Below are 22,087 nucleotides of genomic sequence, written 5' to 3'. Positions count from 1 at the left end.
GATTCTATCTGGCAAATTATAGCTGGGTATGAATTTTATGCTAATTAGTAGTTATTAAATCGAAGGAAATCCTATGCTAACAGGTTCGGCAGCGGTATTTTTCTATATATTTTCTTTTATCATGCTCGTGAGTGCAGTTACTGTTGTTGCTGCACGTAATCCTGTGCATTCGGTGTTGTTTTTAATCTTGGCATTTTTTAATGCAACGGCTTTGTTTGTGCTTTTGGGGGCTGAATTTTTAGGGCTTATTTTACTTGTCGTTTATGTTGGTGCTGTAGCAGTTTTGTTTTTATTTGTGGTTATGATGCTTGATGTGGACTTTGCTGAATTGAAAAGTGGAGTGCTTCGATATATTCCTGTCGGTGCCTTTATTGGTGTTGTTATTGTTGTAGAATTGATTTCTGTTTTTATTAGCAGCCACTTTTCTCCTGTTTTAAGATCTTATGTTACGCAACCGATGCCAGATTTAGCACAGCGAACCAATACGCAAGCACTAGGGGATATTCTTTATACAGATTATATTTTCTATTTCCAAATTGCTGGAATGATTTTATTAGTTGCAATGATTGGTGCTATTGTTTTAACGCTCCGTTATAAGTCTGGTGTCAAACGACAATCAATTGCAGTGCAGGTTGCTAGAACAGCAAAAAGTGCAATTGAAATCAAACAAGTTGAATCAGGTAAGGGTATTTAGCGGGGAAACGACTATGCATATTGACATTTCTCATTATCTCACTGTTTCTGCGATAATGTTTACAATTGGCATTTTTGGTATTTTTCTAAATAGGAAGAATGTGATTATTATTCTTATGTCAATTGAGCTTATATTACTTTCAGTCAACCTTAATTTTATTGCGTTTTCAGCATTTCTTCATGATCTAGTTGGTCAAATATTTGCTTTATTTATCTTGACAGTCGCAGCCGCTGAAGCAGCAATTGGTCTAGCAATTCTTGTTGTTTTTTTCCGTAACCGCGGTTCTATCGCAGTTGAAGATGTTAATGTGATGAAAGGCTGATAAGTAATGTATTATGCAATTGTCTTTCTGCCGCTTTTGGGCTTTTTAATTGCTGCTGTCGGCGGAAAAACTATGGGGGCTCGTGCAAGTGAAATTGTGACGTCTAGTTTCATGATAATTGTTGCTGCATTATCATGGATAGCTTTTTTTAATATTGCTATTGGTCATGCTTCAACGGTTAGTGTTCCGGTTTTGCACTGGGTAACTGTTGGTAACTTAGTTTTTGATTGGGCCTTGTATATTGATACATTGACAGCCGTCATGCTTGTTGTAGTTAACAGTATTTCAGTATTAGTACATATTTATTCAATTGGTTATATGCATCACGATCCTTCAAGGTCTCGGTTTTTTGCTTATCTTTCTTTATTCACATTTATGATGCTTATGCTGGTGACAGCTGATAACTTAATCCAAATGTTTTTTGGCTGGGAAGGTGTTGGGCTTGCATCTTATTTACTCATTGGCTTTTGGTTTCAGCGAGCTTCTGCTAATAAAGCGGCAATGAAAGCTTTTGTAATTAACCGTGTTGGTGATTTTGGTTTTCTTCTAGGTATTTTTAGCATTTTTGTTTTGTTTCAGTCAGTTAATTTTGCATATATTTTTGCAAAGACTGCAGACAATAGTTTTGTAGAAAATATAACATTTTTAGGTTGGCAACTTGATGGACAAACAGCAATTACTGTAACGTGTCTTCTTTTATTTATCGGTGCCATGGGTAAGTCAGCACAATTTCTGCTACACACATGGCTTCCTGATGCAATGGAAGGGCCAACGCCTGTATCTGCTCTCATTCACGCAGCAACAATGGTGACCGCTGGCGTTTTTATGGTTGCGCGTATGTCACCAATTTTTGAACTTTCTTCAACGGCTTCCACTGTGATTATTATTGTTGGAACAATGACTGCATTTTTTGCGGCAACTGTAGGGCTTGTACAAAATGATATTAAGCGCGTTATTGCTTATTCAACATGTTCACAGCTTGGTTATATGTTTGTTGCTTTAGGTGTTGGGGCTTACGGAGCAGCTGTTTTCCATCTCTTTACACATGCTTTTTTTAAAGCTTTACTGTTTCTCGGTGCAGGTTCTGTAATTCACGCAGTATCTGATGAGCAAGATATGCGAAAGATGGGGGGGTTGCGTAAACATATAAAAGCAACTTATTGGATGATGATTATAGGAACTATCTCATTAACAGGTGTTGGAATACCTGGTACACTTTTTGGTACAGCTGGTTTTTTCTCAAAGGATGCAATTATAGAATCCGCTTTTGCATCACATAGTGTTGTCTCAGAATATGCTTTTTGGCTTCTTGTTTTATCTGCTTTACTAACGAGTTTTTATTCGTGGCGGCTTATATTTATGACATTTCATGGTAAGCCACGTGCAACTGTTGATGTTATGCATCATGTTCATGAATCGCCTCCGGTTATGTTGATTCCTCTGCTTGTTTTGTCTGTTGGGGCATTATTTGCAGGTATTGTTTTTCAGCCTTATTTTTTTGGTGATTTGTATGATACTTTTTGGAAAGGTGCATTGTTTACACGCAACCACAACCATATTCTTCATGAAGCACACAATGTGCTAAATTGGGTAAAATGGTCACCATTTACAGCAATGGTTCTTGGATTTGTTTTGGCTTGCCTGTTCTATATTTTTGTTCCGTCACTTCCTAAAAAGCTTTCCGAATTTATGCCTGCATTCTACCGTTTTCTTTACAATAAGTGGTATTTTGATGAGCTTTATGACCTTTTGTTTGTCCGTCCTGCTTTAAGACTTGGTTGCTTTTTTTGGAAGATAGGTGATGGTAAAATTATTGATGGCTTAGGACCGAATGGTATTGCTGCACGTATTGTTGATATTACAAACAAAATCATTCGACTGCAGACAGGTTATCTTTATCACTATGCGTTTGCGATGCTTATTGGTGTCACAGCGCTGATCACGTGGATAATGATCGGGAGTTTAAATTGATGACCGACTGGCCTATTCTTTCTACAGTTACATTTTTACCGCTTGTTGGTGTATTTTTGATTTTATTAATCAAAGATAATACTGAAGCTGAAAAACATAATATACGCAATGTAGCGTTTTTTACATCTATATTTGTTTTTATTATTTCTTTAATTATTTGGGTGAAGTTTGATAACACAAATTCTGACTTCCAAATGGTCGAGAAATTCGATTGGTTAGGTGGTGGCATTAGCTATCATATGGGTGTTGACGGCATTTCTATTCTTTTTGTCGTCCTCTCAGCTTTTTTATTGCCATTCTGCATTTTGGCAAGTTGGGAGAATATTAAAGACAGATTAAAAGCTTATATGATTGCTTTTCTTCTCCTTGAAGTTGCAATCATTGGAGTTTTCTGTGCCCTTGACGCAATGCTGTTTTATGTTTTTTTTGAAGGTAGTCTCATTCCAATGTTTATTATTATTGGTGTTTGGGGTGGGGCGCGCCGTGTTTATGCAAGTATGAAGTTTTTCCTATATACTTTGCTTGGTTCAGTACTCATGTTAGTTGCTATTATGGCTATGTATTGGGAAGCGGGAACACTTGATATACCAACTTTATTGACCTATCAATTTTCTACACATATGCAAATGTGGTTATGGCTTGCGTTTTTTGCTTCTTTTGCAGTTAAAATGCCAATGTGGCCAGTCCACACATGGTTACCTGATGCACACGTAGAAGCACCAACAGCAGGCTCTGTTATTTTGGCTGGAGTGCTACTCAAGTTGGGTGGTTATGGTTTTCTTCGTTTTTCTTTACCAATGTTTCCCATCGCTTCAGCTGATTTTGCTCCTTTAGTTTTTGTATTATCGCTTATTGCAATTATTTATACATCGTTAGTTGCGCTTGTTCAAAATGATATAAAAAAGCTTATTGCCTATTCGTCAATAGCTCATATGGGTTACGTAACAATGGGTATTTTTGCTATTAACGAGCAAGGTATTCAAGGTGCTATTTATCAGATGTTATCACATGGGATTGTTTCTGCCGCTTTGTTTCTTTGTGTTGGAGTTATATATGATCGCTTGCACACGCGTGAAATTTCGGCTTTTGGTGGTTTAGTAAATAACATGCCAAAATATGCGGTTGTATTCTTAATCTTTACTATGGCGAATGTCGGTTTACCTGGAAGCTCAGGGTTTTTGGGTGAATTTTTAACTTTAATAGGTGTCTTTCAAATTAATAAATTAGTTGCAGTTTTTGCTACAACTGGTGTTGTATTATCTGCCGCTTATGCACTTTATCTTTATCGACGTATGATTTTTGGCCCCTTAGATAAGGAGGGTCTGAAAGTGCTCCATGATCTCTCTCTAAGAGAGAAGATTATCCTTTATCCAATGGTTGTTCTTACAATATTTTTTGGTGTCTATCCAATGCCGATTCTTAAAACCACGGCGTTTACAGTAGAAACCATTATTAACCAGCTGCACTAAATAAGAAATAAATACTCATGCAAACTGATATAATAGCTCAATTAATATTAATTTTTCCAGAAATCTTGATGGCACTGGGGGGCATGGTGCTCCTTTTAATCGGTGTTTATTCCGGTGCACGTTCATATTTAACTATCACTGGTTTAGCAATTGCTCTACTTGTTGCAACTATTATTATTATGGTCGTTTTTCCGCAAAATGGCGTTTTCTATACAAACACGCTCATTGTTGATTCCTTTAGCCGTTATATGAAAGTTTTGACTCTTGTCGGTGCGCTCTTTGCTCTTATTATGTCTGTTGGTTTTGCTTGTGCTCAGAAATTTGATATATTTGAGTTTCCCGTATTAGTCCTTTTTGCGACTTTGGGTATGATGTTAATGATTTCAGCTGGGAATACGCTGTCTCTTTACATGGGATTAGAATTACAATCTTTAGCTCTATATGTTCTTGCTGCAATCAATCGCGACAATATAAAATCTTCTGAAGCGGGTATAAAATATTTTGTTTTAGGTGCATTGTCTTCAGGATTTTTACTTTATGGTATTTCATTGCTTTATGGTTTTACTGCTCAAATTGGTTTTCGCGAAATTGCTTTTGCTTTAAATAATGAAGCTTTACAGCTAGGTATTATTTTAGGCATTGTTTTTATTTTAGCTGGTTTAGCTTTCAAAATTTCTGCAGTTCCATTTCATATGTGGACACCTGATGTTTATGAAGGAGCACCAACACCTATTACAGCATTTTTTGCTTCTGCTCCTAAAATTGCAGCAATGGCATTAATTATCCGTATCATTGTTGTTACCTTTATTCCATTGGGTGGTTCTGATGGTTCTATGCCTGCATGGCAGCAGATATTAATTTTCATGGCAATTGCGTCAATGATACTGGGTGCATTTGCTGCAATTGGCCAAAGTAACATTAAGCGTTTAATGGCTTACTCATCCATCAGTCATATGGGATATGCACTTGTTGGTTTAGCTGCTGGAAGTATGCTTGGGGTAAAAGGTGTTATTCTTTACATGACCATTTATCTTGGCATGACTCTTGGTTCATTTGCATTTATTCTTGGAATGCGATCTAGTGACGAAAATGTTGAAAATATTTATGACCTTACAGGATTGGTAAAAACTAATCCATTTATGGCTATTACGATGACGATACAGCTTTTTTCTTTAGCAAGTATACCTCCTATGGCTGGTTTTTTTGGTAAATGGTATACATTTTCTGCAGCTGTTCATGCAGGTCTTACTCCACTTGCTGTCATCGGCATGGTTGCTTCTGTTATTGGTGCTTTTTACTATTTACGGATTATTAAAATTATGTGGTTTGACGCTGCAAAAGATAGTTTTATTGTTTTATCAAGCGAACTTAAGCTTTGTCTTGGGCTTTCTACATTATTTATTTTATTTTATGTATTTTTTGGAATTTGGTTTGCTGAATTTGCAGAAAAAGCAGCAATATCATTATTTTAATAAGCATGGTTTATGCGTTATCAGATTTTGCTTTAAAACAAGGGTATGTTCTTGAATCGTATGAAAGTGTAGATTCAACAAATCTTATTGCACAACAAAAAGCAAATGCTGGTCATCGTGGTTATCTTTGGATTGTTGCGGAAAAACAAACGCAAGGAAGAGCTAGAAGAGGTAGGACATGGTATAGCCCGAAAGGGAATTTGTACTCTAGCCTTTTATTAATTGATGATATTGTTTGCCAAACTGCTTCTCAACTTAGTTTTGTTGCTGGAGTAAGTATAGTAGAAGCTATAAGGCACTTTATAAAAGATAAAGAAGATAGCATTGTTAGTTTAAAATGGCCAAATGATATTCTACTTAAAGGGATTAAAAGCTCTGGAATCTTACTTGAGCTGTTTACATTAACCCCACAAAAATATGCATTGGTTATTGGTATCGGTGTGAATGTAAAACATCATTTTAAAGATGCACCATATTTAACGTCAAGTATAAAGAATATTGGATTAGATATTGATAAAGAAGAATTATTTATGGTTTTAACAAAATGTTTTGCTGAAAATTATCTTCTTTGGAAGCAGTCGGAGGGGAGCAGTATAATCCATAAGAAATGGCTTTTATATTCAGCTCATCTTGGACAACCTATCAAAATAATCAATGGTGAAAAACTTACTGAAGGTATTTTTGATGGTCTTGATCATGATTTCAACTGCATTGTCAAACAAAAAGACGGTCAGAAAGCAATTATAACCGCTGGAGATGTTTATTTTGGTTTAGCTGCTTCTGTTAATACAAATCATTATTAACGTATAAATTTTATTTCACCATGAGATTATCTTAATAGTTTAGGAGATATTTATGGTTTCTACCAATGAAAATGAATTGGTTTTTCTGCCTTTGGGAGGGGTAGGGGAAATAGGAATGAATTTGGCTGCTTATGGATTTGGTCCAAAGGATTGCCGGGAATGGCTGCTTGTCGATATGGGGGTTAGTTTTGCCGGTCCTGAATTACCAGGAGCAAATCTTATTTTACCAGATATTCATTTTCTGGAAAATGAAAAACATAATGTGCGTGGTCTTGTTTTGACACATGCTCATGAAGACCACTATGGTGCTGTCCTTGATTTATGGCCAAAACTTCAGGTTCCGCTTTATTGCTGTCCTTTTACAGCGGGGTTATTGGAAAGTAAAAAGAGATCAAATTTTAAATTTCATAAAATTCCATTAAATATTTTTCAAGCTGGTGATTGCTTTCAAATTGGTCCATTTACAATTGAAGCTATTGCTGTCAATCATTCAATTCCAGAAGCTGTTTCTTTGGCAATTACAACATCTTTAGGAAATGTGATCCATACTGGAGATTGGAAAATTGATCATACACCTTCACTTGGACCCGTGACAGATGAAAAAAGATTACGGATTTTAGGAAACAAAGGTATTTTAGCATTAGTATGTGATTCCACTAATGCCCTTCAAGATGGTATATCGCCATCAGAACAACAAGTTCGGGATAGTCTTTCTGAAATCATTTTAAAAGCTGAAGGCCGCGTTGTTATTGCAACTTTTTCATCGAATATTGGTAGAATACGTTCAATTGCTCTTGCAGCAGAATCTGCTGGGCGCCAAGTTCTTTTGGTGGGGCGTTCTATAAAACGTAGTGTTACTGTAGCACAAGAACTTGGTTATTTGAATAATTTAGCACCGTTTATAACGGAAGATGATTATAGTCACACTCCACGAAAAAACGTGGTTTTGGTAGTAACAGGAAGCCAAGGTGAGCCGTGTTCTGCTTTAGCAAAGCTTTCACGAAATGAAATGAGAAATATTGCGCTTTCTCCTGGTGATACAATTATTTATTCATCACGTAGTATTCCGGGAAATGAAAAAGCTATTTTTGAGATACAAAATCGTTTCATTAATCAGGGAATTAAAGTAATTACAAACAATGATGCTCTTGTTCATGTTTCAGGCCATCCCCGCCGTTTAGAACTTCTACAAATGTATGATTGGGTAAAACCGCAAATACTTGTTCCTGTGCATGGTGAGGCTGCACACCTTGTGGCTCAAGCAGCTTTAGCGCGTGAGGCTAATATCAAAACTATTGCTGAAATTAGAAATGGCGATATGCTGCGTCTTGCTCCCAAACCAATAGAGATCGTTGAGAAAGTACCTGTTGGTCAAATCTATAAAGATGGTTACTTGATTGGTAGTGAAGATGAAGTAGGGATTAATGAACGTCGCAAATTAAGTTATGTTGGTTATGTTGCAATTTCTCTCCACATGAACAGTAAGCATGATTTACTTGATGATATTGGTTTTACGGCATTTGGATTGCCTAAAAACGATGGAAAAGGGAAATCATTAAAGGATATTCTTCTAACTGTTGTAGAAAATAATATTAATAATATTCCACAGATTAAAAGAAAAGATAATGAACTTATTCAAGAAACAACACGTCGGGCTGTCAGAGCGACTGTTAATGAAATTTGGGGAAAAAAACCTGTCTGTACAATTTTCTTACATCGCTCAAAATAAAAAGTGTTCTTATAATTATTTCTTTTAGTTAAATTAAGAAAAAAGAATTACTAGGTTAGCTTTATTACTAATATGTATCTGCACTTTACTGAGGATAAGTAAACTAAAAAATATATCAAATAAAACTTTTATAACATACTGGTTTGTTATATTTGTAAGCTTTCAGAATACAGCTATGATTAATGCATAACATTATTTGAACTTGCTCCAATTTGATGAGCTTAATTAGGAGTTAATGATTTCAATGCGTCTTTCTAAATATTTCATCCCTATTTTAAAAGAAAATCCTAAAGAAGCAGAAATTGTTTCACATCGACTTATGTTGCGTGCAGGCATGATTCGTCAACAAACAGCAGGGATTTATTCTTGGTTGCCATTAGGTAAAAAAGTACTTGATAAAATTTGTACGATTATTCGTGAAGAACAAAAACAAGCTGGTGCTTTAGAAATATTAATGCCTACGATTCAATCTGTTGATCTTTGGCATGAAAGTGGTCGCTATGACGATTACGGTTTTGAAATGTTACGTATTAAAGATCGCCAAGAACGTGATTTGCTTTATGGCCCAACTAATGAAGAAATAGTAACAGATATTTTTCGTTCATATGTTCGTTCTTATAAGGATCTTCCTCTCAATCTTTATCAAATTCAATGGAAATTTCGTGATGAGATCCGTCCGCGTTTTGGTGTGATGCGTTCACGAGAATTTTTAATGAAAGACGCATATTCTTTCGATCTTGATTATGAAAGTGCAAAAATATCCTATAATCGTATGTTTGTTGCTTATTTACGTACTTTTTCTCGCATGGGGTTGAAAGTAATCCCGACGCGCGCTGATACAGGTCCGATTGGTGGCGAACGTAGTCATGAATTTACTATTCTGGCTGAAACAGGTGAAAGTGCTATATTCTGCGATAAACAATTTCTTGATATTGATGCTCCACTTTTTTCAATTGATTTTACTAATAAAACTGTTTTAGCTGATATCGTTAAACAGTGGACAACTTTTTATGCTGCAGCGGAGGAAATGCATAATGAGGAAGAGTGGAATAAAATTTCTGAAACCAATCAGCTTTCAGCACGTGGCATTGAAGTAGGGCATATTTTTTACTTTGGTACTAAATATTCTGCACCAATGGAAGCAAAAGTGATGGGAAAAGACGGAAAAGAACACCCGGTTTTTATGGGATCCTATGGGATTGGTCCTTCACGTCTTGTCGCAGCAGCAATTGAAGCTTCTCATGATGAAAATGGTATCATTTGGCCAAAGCCAATAGCACCATTTGATTTTGGTATCATCAACATGAAACCAGACGATAAAAAATGTAACCATATGTGTGAAACTCTTTATCAAGGACTTATACGTGCTGGCTTTGACCCATTATTAGATGACAGAAATGAGCGCCCTGGTGTGAAATTTGCAATAATGGATTTGATCGGCTTACCAACACAAATAATCGTTGGGCCCAAAAGTGCTGCGCAAAATGAGGTTGAAATTAAAGACAGAAAAACAGGTGCTAAAGAATCTCTAACAATTGAATCAGTACTTAACCGACTTTCTACAACTTAGATGAGCAATGTTATGAATGGTTTGAGAAGAAAATGGTTTTCATCTTATGAATGGATGATTTCATTTCGTTACATGATTCCTAATAAAAAACATATATTTACATCTGTTGTTTCAATCATTTCTTTAATTGGGATTATGCTAGGGGTTTTTGCTTTAGTTGTTGTTATGGCAGTAATGAATGGTTTTCGCACAGAACTTCTTAATCGCATTCTCGGCATGAATGGACATCTTATCGTTCAAACGACTGATTCTAGTTTTTCTGATTATAATACCTTTATTTCTTATTTAGAATCCATAGACGGTGTAAATTCTGCTTTGCCTGTTGTTGAGGGGCAAGCACTTGTTCAAGGTAATATTGGTGGGGGAACTGGTGCTTTGATTCGTGGCATGCGTCAAGAAGATTTGGAGAAGCTTAAAATAGTATCTCAAAATATTAAATCAGGTACACTTGCTCATTTTGAAGAAGAAGAAGGCATTGCAATTGGAAGTGGTCTGGCAGAAAAGTTAGGGTTAACAATTGGAAGTGATCTGCGTATTATTACACCAGATGGTGACGTAACACCCTTTGGCGTTATGCCACGTATTAAAGCTTATAAAATAATTGCTATTTTTGAAGTGGGTATGTCTGAATATGACTCAATATTTGTTTTTATGCCTCTTTTTGAGGCGCAAGCATTTTTCAATCTAGGGCAGAAAATTCAATCAATAGAATTATTTCTTAATGATCCCGATACTATTGACCAAATAAAGCGGGTAATAGAAAAAGAGATGGATCAACAAGTTTACTTAATTGATTGGCGTATGCGCAATCAGGCTTTCTTTTCAGCTTTACAGATTGAGCGTAACGTCATGTTTTTTATTCTTTCTCTTATTATCCTTGTTGCTGCTTTAAATATTATTTCTGGATTAATTATGCTTGTGAAAGATAAAAACCACGATATTGCAATTTTGCGAACTATGGGAGCACACCAGAGTGCAATTATGCGTATATTCATCTCTACCGGCATGATGATTGGGTGTATTGGAACAATATTGGGGTTAATTTTAGGTGTCATAGCTGCTACAAATATCAATTATATTCAGGATTTTGTATCTTGGCTTTTCAATGTTGATGTTTTTAATCCTCAACTTTATTTTTTAACAAAATTGCCAGCACGCATTGAATGGGGACAAACTGCTATAGTAGCTGTGATGGCTTTGCTTTTATCGTTTTTTGCAACACTTATTCCAGCGTGGCAAGCTTCTAAGTTAGATCCTGTACAAGCTTTGAGGTATGAGTAATGTCTGTTGTTTTAGAACTTGTCGAGATTGAGCGGCGTTTTTTTGATAACGACAAACCTTTAACTATTTTAGACAAAGCCAATTTTATTCTTAATCGCGGAGAGCTTGTAGCACTTGTTGCACCATCTGGTGCTGGAAAATCAACACTTCTTCATATTGCTGGGTTACTGGAAAAACCAACAGCTGGTGATATTTTGTTGCATGGTGTTTCTTGTGCAAAATGCTCTGATAGTGAACGAACAGCTATGAGACGAAAAAATATCGGTTTTGTTTATCAATTTCATCATTTGTTACCAGAGTTCACAGCTTTAGAAAATGTAATGATACCCCAAATGATAGCAGGATTAAAAAAATCGACTGCAGAAAATCGCGCACTTAAATTATTAACATACCTTCGGGTTTCTCATCGTGCCAGACATCGTCCATCAGAATTATCAGGCGGCGAACAACAGCGTGTCGCTATTGCCCGTGCTATAGCAAATGCTCCTTGTGTACTGTTAGCTGATGAGCCTACAGGAAATCTTGATCCTGTAACTTCAGTTTATGTATTTCAGGCTTTATCAGCCCTTGTTCGTCAATCTGGGCTTGCTGCTCTTATTGCAACACATAATTACAGTTTGGCTAAGTTGATGCATCGTCGAATTACACTAAAAGAGAGAAAAATTATTGAACTTCCTTAAAAATACAGTACACCGTTTATTATAGAAAATTAATACTATAGCTGTATGTCTATATTCACCTATTGAAGAGTTTTTATGACAAATTTTGCAATTGATAAAAATCAATTAAATGCACGACGTCGGCGATTGATTTTTCGGGCGTGGCATAGAGGCATTCGTGAAATGGATTTAATTTTAGGGCAATATGTTGATTCGCATATCATTGAAATGAGCGATGAAACAATCTCTGAACTTGAATATATTATGTCTTTTGAAGATCGCGATTTACTTATGTGGATTACCGGGGAAATTCCTACACCATCTGAAGTAGATAGCCCGCTTTTTCGTGACATTGCAAATTATCGTGTTTGCACAAATTTTAATTGATCAAAATGTCCATATTTCAAAAAATTATTCTTCCTAAAGATGTGCAAGATTTAATGATTCTTGATGGCATTATTGATGGGTTTGAATCTTTCGCACTTGCTCAATTAAGCTCAGAAATTGCTCAAGATAAGCCACTTGTTTACATTGTTCGTGATGGAACAAAGATTTCCCATGTACAACAAGTTTTAAATTTTATTGAACCCAATTTACCTGTTCTTCAGTTTCCTGCATGGGATTGTTTGCCTTATGATCGTGTGTCGCCTGGAATAGCCATTACTGCGCGACGTCTTTCAAGTTTGGCACATATATCACATTTACATAAAAATCCACGTTCCGCGATTATATTGACAACAGCAAATGCAATTATTCAGAAATTACCGCCTCGCGCCATAATTGATGATCAAATTATCCATACGAAGATTGGTCAGTGTGTTAATATGGATAATCTAATCCATTATTTAGAGCGTAGTGGTTTTGAACGCGTTGCGATTGTGCACGATGTTGGTGAATTTGCTATCAGAGGAGGAATTATTGATATTTTTTCTCCTAGTGATAGTGAACCTTTGCGTCTTGATTTTTTTGGTGATACTCTAGAGACTATTCGCGTATTTGATCCAATTACGCAACGTACAACAGGCAACAAAACTGAATTTTTCTTACAACCAATGAGTGAGGTTATCCTCACGCCTGAGCGGATCAATCTATTTAAAAATAATTATATTCGTACACTTAGTGTATCACAAAGAAATGATATGCTGTATGAAGCCATTTCTCAAGGGCGGCGTTTTGCTGGTATGGAACATTGGTTGCCGCTTTTTTATGAGAATCTCGATAATTTCTTTGATTATTGTGGTGACGTACCTATTGTTTTTGAGCACCTTATAGAAGAAGTGCTAACTGAACGCTATCGTCTTATTGAAGATTTTTATAATGTTCGTAAAGAGCAAGAAAACAATGAAGAAAGTAATGCTTCCTATCATCCAATAGAGCCTAACCTACTTTATCTGACACCAGAACAAGTTTTAACACGTGCACAACAATCGGGGCAACGTATTGATTTTATACCCTTCAATGTTCCACAAACCTCTGGACAGACAGTTATTCATACAAATGTTGCACCGGGATATGATTTTGTAAAAGAACGTAATGCGCAGGAAAAAAATGTTTTCGCAAATGTGGTTGATTATATTCTTTCACTACAATCAGCTGGCAAGAAGGTACTCTTAGCCTGCTGGAGTGAAGGATCTATGAATCGCTTGTTGCAGATTCTTGATGAATACGGATTAAAAAAAATAGAAATTGCAAAGTCATTACAAGCTGTAAAAGCAACATCACATGATCAGGTATCGGCAGCTATTGTAGCAATCGAGCATGGTTTTGAATTTGACGATTTTGTTATTATAGCCGAACAGGATATCCTTGGTGATCGATTAATAAGATCATCAAAACGGCGCAAGCATAATACGCATTTTATCTCTGAAATTGCTACACTAAATTCTGGTGATATTGTTGTGCATGTTGATCATGGTATTGGACAGTTTATTGGTCTCAAAACCATCATGACAGCTGGAATTTTACGCGATTGTCTTGAAATCAATTATGCTGAAGGTGATCGATTATTTTTACCTGTTGAAAATATCGAACTTTTATCACGTTATGGATCAGAAGATACAGATGTAACGTTAGACAAGTTAGGTGGTGTTGCTTGGCAAACACGTAAAGCGCGACTAAAAAAACATTTATTGAAAATTGCTGGCCAATTGATCCGTATAGCTGCAGAACGCGCCACACGCTCTGCACCTGCGTTAAGTCCACCAATTGGATTGTTTGACGAATTTGTTGCATGCTTTCCTTATGAAGAAACAGAAGATCAGATAGATGCAATTGATGCAGTTTTAGGTGATTTAGCAGCAGGAAAACCTATGGATCGCCTAATATGTGGTGATGTTGGTTTTGGAAAAACAGAAGTTGCCATTCGAAGTGCTTTTGTTGCTGCATTAAATGGGTATCAAGTTGCTGTTGTTGTGCCTACAACTTTGCTTTCACGGCAACATTACAAGACCTTTATCTCACGTTTTCAAGGGGTACCTGTTAAAATTGGTCATGTTTCAAGGCTTGTAAAAGCTAAAGAATTAGCGCAAGTCAAAAAAGATATTTCAAATGGTACAATTGATATTGCCATTGGGACGCATGCCTTACTTAGTGAATCAATTAATTTTTCACGGTTGGGGCTTCTTATCATTGATGAAGAGCAACATTTTGGTGTTAAGCACAAAGAACGCTTAAAAGAAATTAAAAGTGATATTCATGTTCTCACACTTTCAGCCACTCCCATACCACGAACTTTAGGACTTGCTTTATCAGGATTACGTGAACTTTCATTAATAGCAACTCCACCCATTGGTAGAACACCGGTTCGGACTTTTATTTCACCTTTTGATGCAGTTGTTATACGCGAGGTATTGCTTCGTGAATATTATCGGGGCGGACAGAGTTTTTATGTTTGCCCTCGTATTTCTGATCTTCCCTATGTAGAAGAATATCTCAAAACACACGTACCTGAACTTAAATTTGCCGTGGCTCATGGTCAAATGCCAGTTACACAATTTGATGATATTATGAATGCATTTTATGATAGGCAATATGACGTGCTGCTTTCAACAACCATCATTGAATCAGGTCTCGATATTCCAACAGCAAATACATTAATTGTGCACCGTGCTGACATGTTCGGTCTTTCTTCGCTTTACCAGTTGCGTGGCAGAGTAGGGCGTTCAAAACAACGCGCTTATGCACTTTTTACTTTCCCTTCTGGCAAAGTTTTAACACCTACTGCTGATCGCCGCTTTAAAGTCTTGCAATCTCTCGACACATTGGGTGCAGGTTTCCAATTAGCTAGTTATGATATGGACATTCGTGGTTCAGGTAATTTTTTAGGAGAAGAGCAATCAGGGCACGTTAAAGAAGTTGGATTCGAGCTCTATCAAAAAATGCTTGAAGAAGCAGTTGCTGAATTAAAGGATGGCAAACACAATGAAGATAGTCAATGGTCACCCCAAATTTCACTTGGTATAACAGCAATAATACCAGAAAATTTTGTACCTGATTTATCACTACGTATGAGTCTTTACCGCCGTTTAGTAGAACTTGATGATTTGCAACAAATCAATCAATTAGGCGCTGAATTGGTGGATCGTTTTGGTTCTCTTCCAACTGAAGTTCAACATCTTCTTAAGATTGTTTATATTAAAGCATTATGTAAAAAAGCGCATGTAGAAAAACTGGATGCTGGCCCAAAGGGTATTGTTGTACAGTTTCGTAATAATTATTTTGAAAACAGTGCTGGCCTTATTAAATGGATTGGAGAACAAGGCTCTCTGGCAAAAATCCGACCAGATCAAAGTATTATTTTTATTCGTGATTGGCCAACAGCTGATGAAAGACTCTCAGGTGCAGAAACGATTATGACACAACTTGCAACAATGACAGAACAACGTCCTGCTTAGTAATTTTGGCATTTGCTAGCTTTTTTAAAAAAAACATGACCATGATTAATTTGTGGCGCAAATTCTATAAAAATTCGCTTTTTACTCTTTCATACAAACATTTTTGATTCACGATAAAGGCACAAAGTCCTTTCCAATATCTTATAGTGTGTTTGCATAATAATATTATCTTTAAGTTTATAAAATCGTTATGATTATATTTATTGCGTATACTTCTCTTTATATGGCCGTTCCTAGACACTACAAGCAAATACCAATTGTGTGAGGCACTATTTTATAAACTAGCAACTAAATCTGATATTCTCCTTTTAAAGAGATTATATGCATTAGGATTTATACAAAGATTTTTATTTTCTATAACTTGTCTTACTATGTACCCGATAAGGTATATTATTATATTGAAATTGTAATTAAAACAGCAGACAGCCCAAAATACTCTGAACAATAAAATCTTTTTTATAAGCCTTGTAATTTAAACGAAATTTAAAAAACGATTATAAAATTGTTTTCATTTGTTTTTCTTTTATTCACGCCACCAAGTTGGAAGATAATACCCATATAAGGATGTATAAATAGGATGTTTAATATATGACCAACGTGCCACTCGTTGTTCAGGCAAATGGTATAACGGTATATAATAGTTACCAGAAATAAGAACTCTATCTAAAGCACGCACTGCTGCAATGAAATCAGTATCTGAGCGTGCATTAAGCATTGCGGTTATCATCGCATCTATAGCAGGATCAGCTGTTCCCACAAAATTAAAACTTCCTTTCAAATTTCTAGAAGCAGAACCCCAGCGGTTTATTTGTTCATTGCCTGGTGATAGAGAATTTTTTAATTTTGCAATAATCATATCATAATCAAATATACTTAAACGATTTTGATATTGGGTATCATCGACGGTTCTTATCTCAATATTAATACCAAAACGTGATAGTGTACTTTGAAATGCAAGGGCAATTTTTTCTTCATCAAGTGTTTGAGTCATGATCTCAAATTGAAAAGGCAAACCATTCGGAGCAATAACCTTGTTATTTTTTTTGGTAAAACCTGATTCTTGCAAAAGTTTCCAAGCCGTTTGCATGATAAGTCGATCCATACCAGAACCATCTGTTTTAAGAAGACGCCAACTTCCATCCATCACTTCGGAAAGAACTGCATTAAAATAAGGAGCTAAAAGCTTTTTTTCTTCTTCGCTTGCTGGCTTTCCTACAGATGAAAGTATAGATCCTGCCCAATAACCTTCTGTTCTGGTATAGATATTACTAAAAAGATGGCGATTGGCCCATTCAAAATCGAAAAGCATTGATAATGCTTGTCGTACCTTTTTATCTTTAAAAATAGTGCGACGGGTATTAAAAACAAAACCAATAGTATCAGCAGGTGTTCCTTTTGAAAAAGATTCTTTAATAACGCGTCCCTCGCGAACAGCAGGAAAATTATAAGCAAGCTGCCAACGATTTGGATTAGAAGATCCTTCAATAAAGATATCAACAATACCTTTTTTAAAAGCTTCAAAGTGCGCTGTCTCATTTCGAAAATATTCGATTTGAATAATCTCAAAGTTATGCAACCCTTTATTAACAGGAAGATCTTTTCCCCAATAATTGGGATCACGTTTATAGATAATGCGTTCACCAGGATCAGCATGTTCAATAACATAAGGACCACTTCCTGGAATTTTAATTAAACCGTTTTTTTCAAAATCATCAACATTAATAGCATGTTTGGGTAATATTGGCATTACACTTGCTAAAATAAGCGGAAACTCACGATCCTGTGATTGTGGAAAGCGCATCTTTATACAATGATTATTAACTACCTCTATAGATTCTATACGCTTCATGTACCGATCAAACGGAGGTCTTCCCTTATCTTTAAGAAGACTAACCGTAAATAAGACATCTTCAACTGTTATGAGCTTCCCATCTGAAAAATGTGCTTGTGGATTGATAAAAAAAGTAATCTCTGTGCGTTCGTCATTTAATTCAATTTTTTCTGCCAGAAGAGGATAAAGTGTAAAAGATTCATCACGAGAACGTACCATCATTGTTTCGTAAACAAGGCCAGAAAATTGCTCATCAGCAAAAAGCCCTCGTGCAGTTGTTCGAAAACTACGAATAACAAAGGGATTTAAACCATCAAATGTTCCAACAACACCATAGGTGATTTTGCCTTTACTGTTTGCATTAGGAGAAGCATAAGGAAAATATTCAAATTTATCTGGTAATTTTGGTGTTCCACGCATTGCAATACCATTTGCAATCACATCATGGCACAGAAGAAAAATTATAAAAGCAAGAAAAAATTTTAAACGATACAAACTGTAGAATAACATTTAATAATAGTGCAATAGTAATTCGTTTATACAAATTTAGTTTTATTCATTATGCGAAACATTTTATGAATAAATTTTATCAAAAATAAAGCAATTGAAAAGAAAATAAACCATATAAGTTGTACAAAAATTCAATTAATTATTTAATTGTTTTCTCTCTCTAGATTTTATTTTTCTCTTTGTATATAATGAAAAACACAAAGAAGTGTTATTTTTTTGATTAATTTTAATACAGTTGATTAAAAATCAACTTAATATCCTTCTATTGGGATTATCATACAAGCACATTGAAAGGATTCATTTAATTATGTCGCATAAAAATACCTATACTGCTATTTCAGTATTAGCTGGAGCCGCTACTTTTTTTCTTATGGCTTATACTCCAGCAGGTGCAGAGAATTTATCTCAAGGTTGGTACAAAGTTTGCAGTAAGCAGAATGACATTAATGTTTGTAACACAATGAACAATGTTATATCAGAGACTGGTCAATCTTTGACTGCTGTTAATTTAGTTGAAGTAAAAGGAAAAAAGGAAGAAAAACGTATAGGTATTCAAGTACCTACGAATCGTCTTCTACCAGAAGGTGTTCATATCCAAATTGGAAATGACTTCTCTATGAAAATTCCTTACGTTGTTTGCAATGGGATAAGTTGTATTGCCAATGATGTTTTAAGTGACAAGTTAGTTTCTGCCATGAAAACTGGTTCGAAAATGGTTATAACTACAACTAATATTCGAGGTGGTGCTAATCCTATCGAATTTTCTCTTAGTGGATTTAAAGCTGCATACACAGGTCCTGGTATAGACGAAAAAACTTTTCAACAAAAACAAATGAAGTTACAGCAAACTATCCAAGAAAAGCAAAAAGAAATCGAAGATCGTATGCGGGCTGAGCAAGAAAAGGCTCAGAAAAAATAATAACAAGTAATATAAAAGGTTTTTTATATTTTGTTTATATCTAAAAACGCTATAGAATATTCTATAGCGTTTTTTAATTTTTAGCTCTTAGAGAAAACTTTGCGCTTCCACCATCCAATGCGTCCAGTTTTATTCTCCCCCTCAGGCACTGAAGATGTAACAACAGGTTCAGTAGAAACTTGTTCAACAGCTCTCTTTGTTATAGATTCCTTTTCTAATACTTCAGTTATTTGATCTGTTCTTTTCGTAATAGCCTTTTTTCGCGTTTGACGTGTTGATTTTTTTGTATCTGTCGAGATTTCTTCAGTTATTTCACGAGTTGGTTTATTCTCTTTTTTCGTTTTAGATTCATGAATAGAGTTGGTAGTATTTTTTTCTTCAACAGGTGTTGATGTTGTTACACTTTTATCATTTTCGGGCATTTTTTTGCCTTGAGATGCCTTTCGGGGACGTGCATTACGATTTTTCTTAGCTTTAAAAACAGCATTTTGTTGCACATTGAAATGATGTTTTGCATCACTATTTTGTTCATTAAATCCTACAGGTTCAGCAGCTGAAATAGAATATCGGCGATGCGCTGCTTTAATTTCTTCTAAAGCCTGTTTAGCAAATTCTCCGACTGGTTCAGCATAAGGAACACGAGACTGATAAAAACCGTTATTTTGATTACGCCGACTCCTACGATGCCCACGACGACGTCCACGGCGGCGGATATCCTCACTATTTTGAATATCATCTTTATGAGAGGATGTAGAAAAGTTGTCATGTAATTCACTTTGGCGATTTTTACGCCGACGCCGTTGATTATTTTCAACAGGAAACTCGTCATGAGTCAATTCGCTTTCCATCAAGATTGCATCTTCGTCTTCCTCTTTATCATCATCTTCAATAGCTAATGGAGCTAAATGATCTTTTTCCGCCATTGTCCCTTTGGAAATAACTAAATGCTGTGCTCCAACACTATCATCTGCTTCAATACTAATATTAAGTTTAAAGCGCGTTTCTAAATCAACAAGAATACTGCGTTTATGGTTGAGCACATAAAGTGCTATTACCGCAGATGTCCGCACAATGATATTATATTGCGAATTACTGAGAAGATATTTTTCAATTGAGCGCATAACATGCAAGGCAATTGATGATTCTGAGCGTACATTTCCAGTCCCAGCACAATGAGGACAAGGCTGCATTGTACTTTCTAAAACTGATACACGAATGCGTTGACGGCTCATTTCCATAAGGCCAAAATGTGAGATACGACCAACTTGAATACGGGCACGATCATTTTTTAAACAATCTTTCAGCCTTTTTTCAACAAGCTTAATGTTACGATTTTCAAGCATATCAATAAAATCAATCACTATTAGGCCTGCTAGATCACGTAAACGCAATTGACGAGCTATTTCTTCAGCAGCTTCAAGATTGGTTTGTAGCGCTGTTTTTTCAACAGAATGTTCTTTGGTAGAACGGCCAGAGTTTACATCAATAGCGACAAGTGCTTCCGTCTGATTGATAACAAGATAACCACCAGATTTTAAAGCAACTTGTGGCTGTAACATTTTATCTAGCTGCGCTTCAATATTGTTACGCGTAAAAATCGGTATATGATCACGATAAGGCTGAACAACTTTTGCGTGACTTGGCATCAACATGCGCATAAAATCTTTAGCTTCACGATATCCTTTATCACCAGATACGAGAATTTCATTAATGTCTTTATTATAAAGATCGCGAATAGAACGTTTTATGAGATTACCTTCTTCATAAACTAAATATGGTGCTGTTGATTTAAGTGTTAAAGTACGAACAGTTTCCCATAACCGCATGAGATATTCATAATCACGTTTAATTTCGACTTTTGTTCTATTAGCTCCAGCAGTTCGTAGAATAACCCCCATACCTTTTGGAACTGCTAATTCTTTTACAATTTCTTTGAGTCGTTTGCGATCTTGTATATTGGTAATTTTCCGAGAAATACCACCACCCCGTGCCGTGTTCGGCATTAAAACTGAATAGCGTCCTGCCAATGATAAATAAGTTGTGAGTGCCGCACCTTTATTGCCACGCTCTTCTTTGATCACTTGTACTAATAAAATTTGACGTCGTTTAATAACTTCTTGAATTTTATATTGGCGCACCGGTTTGCGTTGATAAGTAGGGAGCTCTTCAAGAGCATCTTCCGCACCAACCATTTCAATATCATCATCACAAATATTTCCATCAAGTGCTTCTTCTCCATCATCACTTGCTATTGACTCGGATATGATATTGTTTTCACTATCTATAGAAAGAGTGCTATGGTTCTTACTTTTTTTTGTTTTTCTTGAACCTTTTTTATTCTGTTTTATTTCCTCAACAAGATCATCTGCTTGATTTTCATCAATAGCAGCTTTCTCTTCTTCTTCAAGAAGAGCAAGACGATCAGCAATAGGAATTTGATAATAATCAGGGTGAATTTCTGAAAATGTTAAAAAACCATGGCGATTGCCACCATATTCTACAAAAGCTGCTTGAAGTGATGGCTCAACACGCGTGATACGTGCGAGATAAATATTTCCCTTAAGCTGTTTTTTATGTTCTGACTCAAAGTCAAGTTCTTCAATTTTGTTGCCATGAACAACAACAACACGCGTTTCCTCCGGATGGGAGGCATCGATAAGCATTTTGTTTGACATAAGTTAAAATCCTAAAGGCGACACGCACAACTTTGTCTAAACAAGCATTATCACTACTTGCAAATAAAAAAGGCTGTCTGCCATAAAAGGGGGGTGCCGACATAACATAATGGATTTTCGCTCGCAAACACATTACAGCGTTTACGATATTTACAATCATCAGTTCCATCTGTTTTGTATGACTCACGTTTTTACAAGTCTCCGGCAAAACAATTTTGAAAATAGTTCGGATATCCGAACCAGCGAATTTAAAATAACATAATCCTGCTTTTTAAGGTATGAAGACTTA

15 protein-coding genes are annotated in these 22,087 nt (G+C 35.8%); 13 read left to right on the top strand and 2 right to left on the bottom strand.

Annotated features, from left to right (window positions below):
• Window positions 1-73: 73 nt before the first annotated feature.
• From J7R05_RS04535 to mfd, 12 genes are all read left to right on the top strand, one after another.
• The gene (locus tag J7R05_RS04535; RefSeq protein WP_208541369.1) at window positions 74-694 is read left to right on the top strand and encodes an NADH-quinone oxidoreductase subunit J; all 621 of its coding nucleotides are present in this window, start codon (window positions 74-76) and stop codon (window positions 692-694) included.
• Between the two features lie 13 nt (window positions 695-707).
• On the top strand, window positions 708-1,016 hold the full coding sequence (gene nuoK / locus J7R05_RS04530) for an NADH-quinone oxidoreductase subunit NuoK (RefSeq protein WP_010703771.1): 309 nt from the start codon (window positions 708-710) through the stop codon (window positions 1,014-1,016).
• Between the two features lie 6 nt (window positions 1,017-1,022).
• Window positions 1,023-2,987, top strand: a complete 1,965-nt coding sequence (nuoL, locus tag J7R05_RS04525) for an NADH-quinone oxidoreductase subunit L (RefSeq protein ID WP_208541368.1) — start codon at window positions 1,023-1,025, stop codon at window positions 2,985-2,987.
• Window positions 2,987-4,456, top strand: a complete 1,470-nt coding sequence (locus tag J7R05_RS04520; protein ID WP_208541367.1) for an NADH-quinone oxidoreductase subunit M — start codon at window positions 2,987-2,989, stop codon at window positions 4,454-4,456. Before nuoL ends, J7R05_RS04520 begins: the two co-directional genes overlap by 1 nt.
• 17 nt (window positions 4,457-4,473) lie before the next feature.
• Complete coding sequence (gene nuoN / locus J7R05_RS04515) at window positions 4,474-5,928, top strand: NADH-quinone oxidoreductase subunit NuoN (protein WP_208541366.1); 1,455 nt, start codon at window positions 4,474-4,476, stop codon at window positions 5,926-5,928.
• The gene (locus J7R05_RS04510) at window positions 5,928-6,731 is read left to right on the top strand and encodes a biotin--[acetyl-CoA-carboxylase] ligase (RefSeq protein WP_208541446.1); all 804 of its coding nucleotides are present in this window, start codon (window positions 5,928-5,930) and stop codon (window positions 6,729-6,731) included. Before nuoN ends, J7R05_RS04510 begins: the two co-directional genes overlap by 1 nt.
• A gap of 52 nt (window positions 6,732-6,783) precedes the next feature.
• Window positions 6,784-8,460, top strand: coding sequence for a ribonuclease J (locus tag J7R05_RS04505; RefSeq protein ID WP_208541365.1), 1,677 nt, complete (start codon window positions 6,784-6,786; stop codon window positions 8,458-8,460).
• Window positions 8,461-8,704: 244 nt separating this feature from the next.
• Window positions 8,705-10,030, top strand: coding sequence for a proline--tRNA ligase (gene proS, locus J7R05_RS04500; RefSeq protein ID WP_208541364.1), 1,326 nt, complete (start codon window positions 8,705-8,707; stop codon window positions 10,028-10,030).
• A 12-nt stretch (window positions 10,031-10,042) separates the two neighbouring features.
• The gene (locus J7R05_RS04495; RefSeq protein ID WP_208541363.1) at window positions 10,043-11,311 is read left to right on the top strand and encodes a lipoprotein-releasing ABC transporter permease subunit; all 1,269 of its coding nucleotides are present in this window, start codon (window positions 10,043-10,045) and stop codon (window positions 11,309-11,311) included.
• The gene (locus J7R05_RS04490; RefSeq protein WP_208541362.1) at window positions 11,311-11,991 is read left to right on the top strand and encodes an ABC transporter ATP-binding protein; all 681 of its coding nucleotides are present in this window, start codon (window positions 11,311-11,313) and stop codon (window positions 11,989-11,991) included. The genes J7R05_RS04495 and J7R05_RS04490 overlap by 1 nt, the downstream gene beginning before the upstream one ends.
• Window positions 11,992-12,066: 75 nt before the next feature.
• Window positions 12,067-12,357, top strand: a complete 291-nt coding sequence (locus J7R05_RS04485) for an FAD assembly factor SdhE (protein WP_208541361.1) — start codon at window positions 12,067-12,069, stop codon at window positions 12,355-12,357.
• A 5-nt stretch (window positions 12,358-12,362) separates the two neighbouring features.
• Complete coding sequence (mfd, locus tag J7R05_RS04480) at window positions 12,363-15,863, top strand: transcription-repair coupling factor (protein ID WP_208541360.1); 3,501 nt, start codon at window positions 12,363-12,365, stop codon at window positions 15,861-15,863.
• A 523-nt stretch (window positions 15,864-16,386) separates the two neighbouring features.
• On the opposite strand, the gene J7R05_RS04475 is transcribed toward mfd, so the two are convergent.
• Window positions 16,387-18,204 (bottom strand): extracellular solute-binding protein, encoded by a 1,818-nt coding sequence (locus J7R05_RS04475; RefSeq protein ID WP_208541359.1) that lies wholly within the window; start codon window positions 18,202-18,204, stop codon window positions 16,387-16,389.
• A 307-nt stretch (window positions 18,205-18,511) separates the two neighbouring features.
• On the opposite strand from J7R05_RS04475, the gene J7R05_RS04470 reads away from it, so the two are divergent.
• On the top strand, window positions 18,512-19,123 hold the full coding sequence (locus J7R05_RS04470; RefSeq protein ID WP_208541358.1) for an invasion associated locus B family protein: 612 nt from the start codon (window positions 18,512-18,514) through the stop codon (window positions 19,121-19,123).
• A gap of 80 nt (window positions 19,124-19,203) precedes the next feature.
• Here the strand turns inward: J7R05_RS04470 and J7R05_RS04465 are convergent, their stop codons facing one another.
• The gene (locus J7R05_RS04465) at window positions 19,204-21,798 is read right to left on the bottom strand and encodes an Rne/Rng family ribonuclease (RefSeq protein WP_208541357.1); all 2,595 of its coding nucleotides are present in this window, start codon (window positions 21,796-21,798) and stop codon (window positions 19,204-19,206) included.
• Window positions 21,799-22,087: the final 289 nt, after the last annotated feature.

The organism is Bartonella capreoli, assembly GCF_902813205.1.
In the GTDB taxonomy this organism is placed as follows: Bacteria; Pseudomonadota; Alphaproteobacteria; order Rhizobiales; family Rhizobiaceae; genus Bartonella; species Bartonella schoenbuchensis.
The sequence above is the reverse complement of the archived record's forward strand: the minus strand, read 5'-3'. Positions and strand labels throughout refer to the sequence as shown.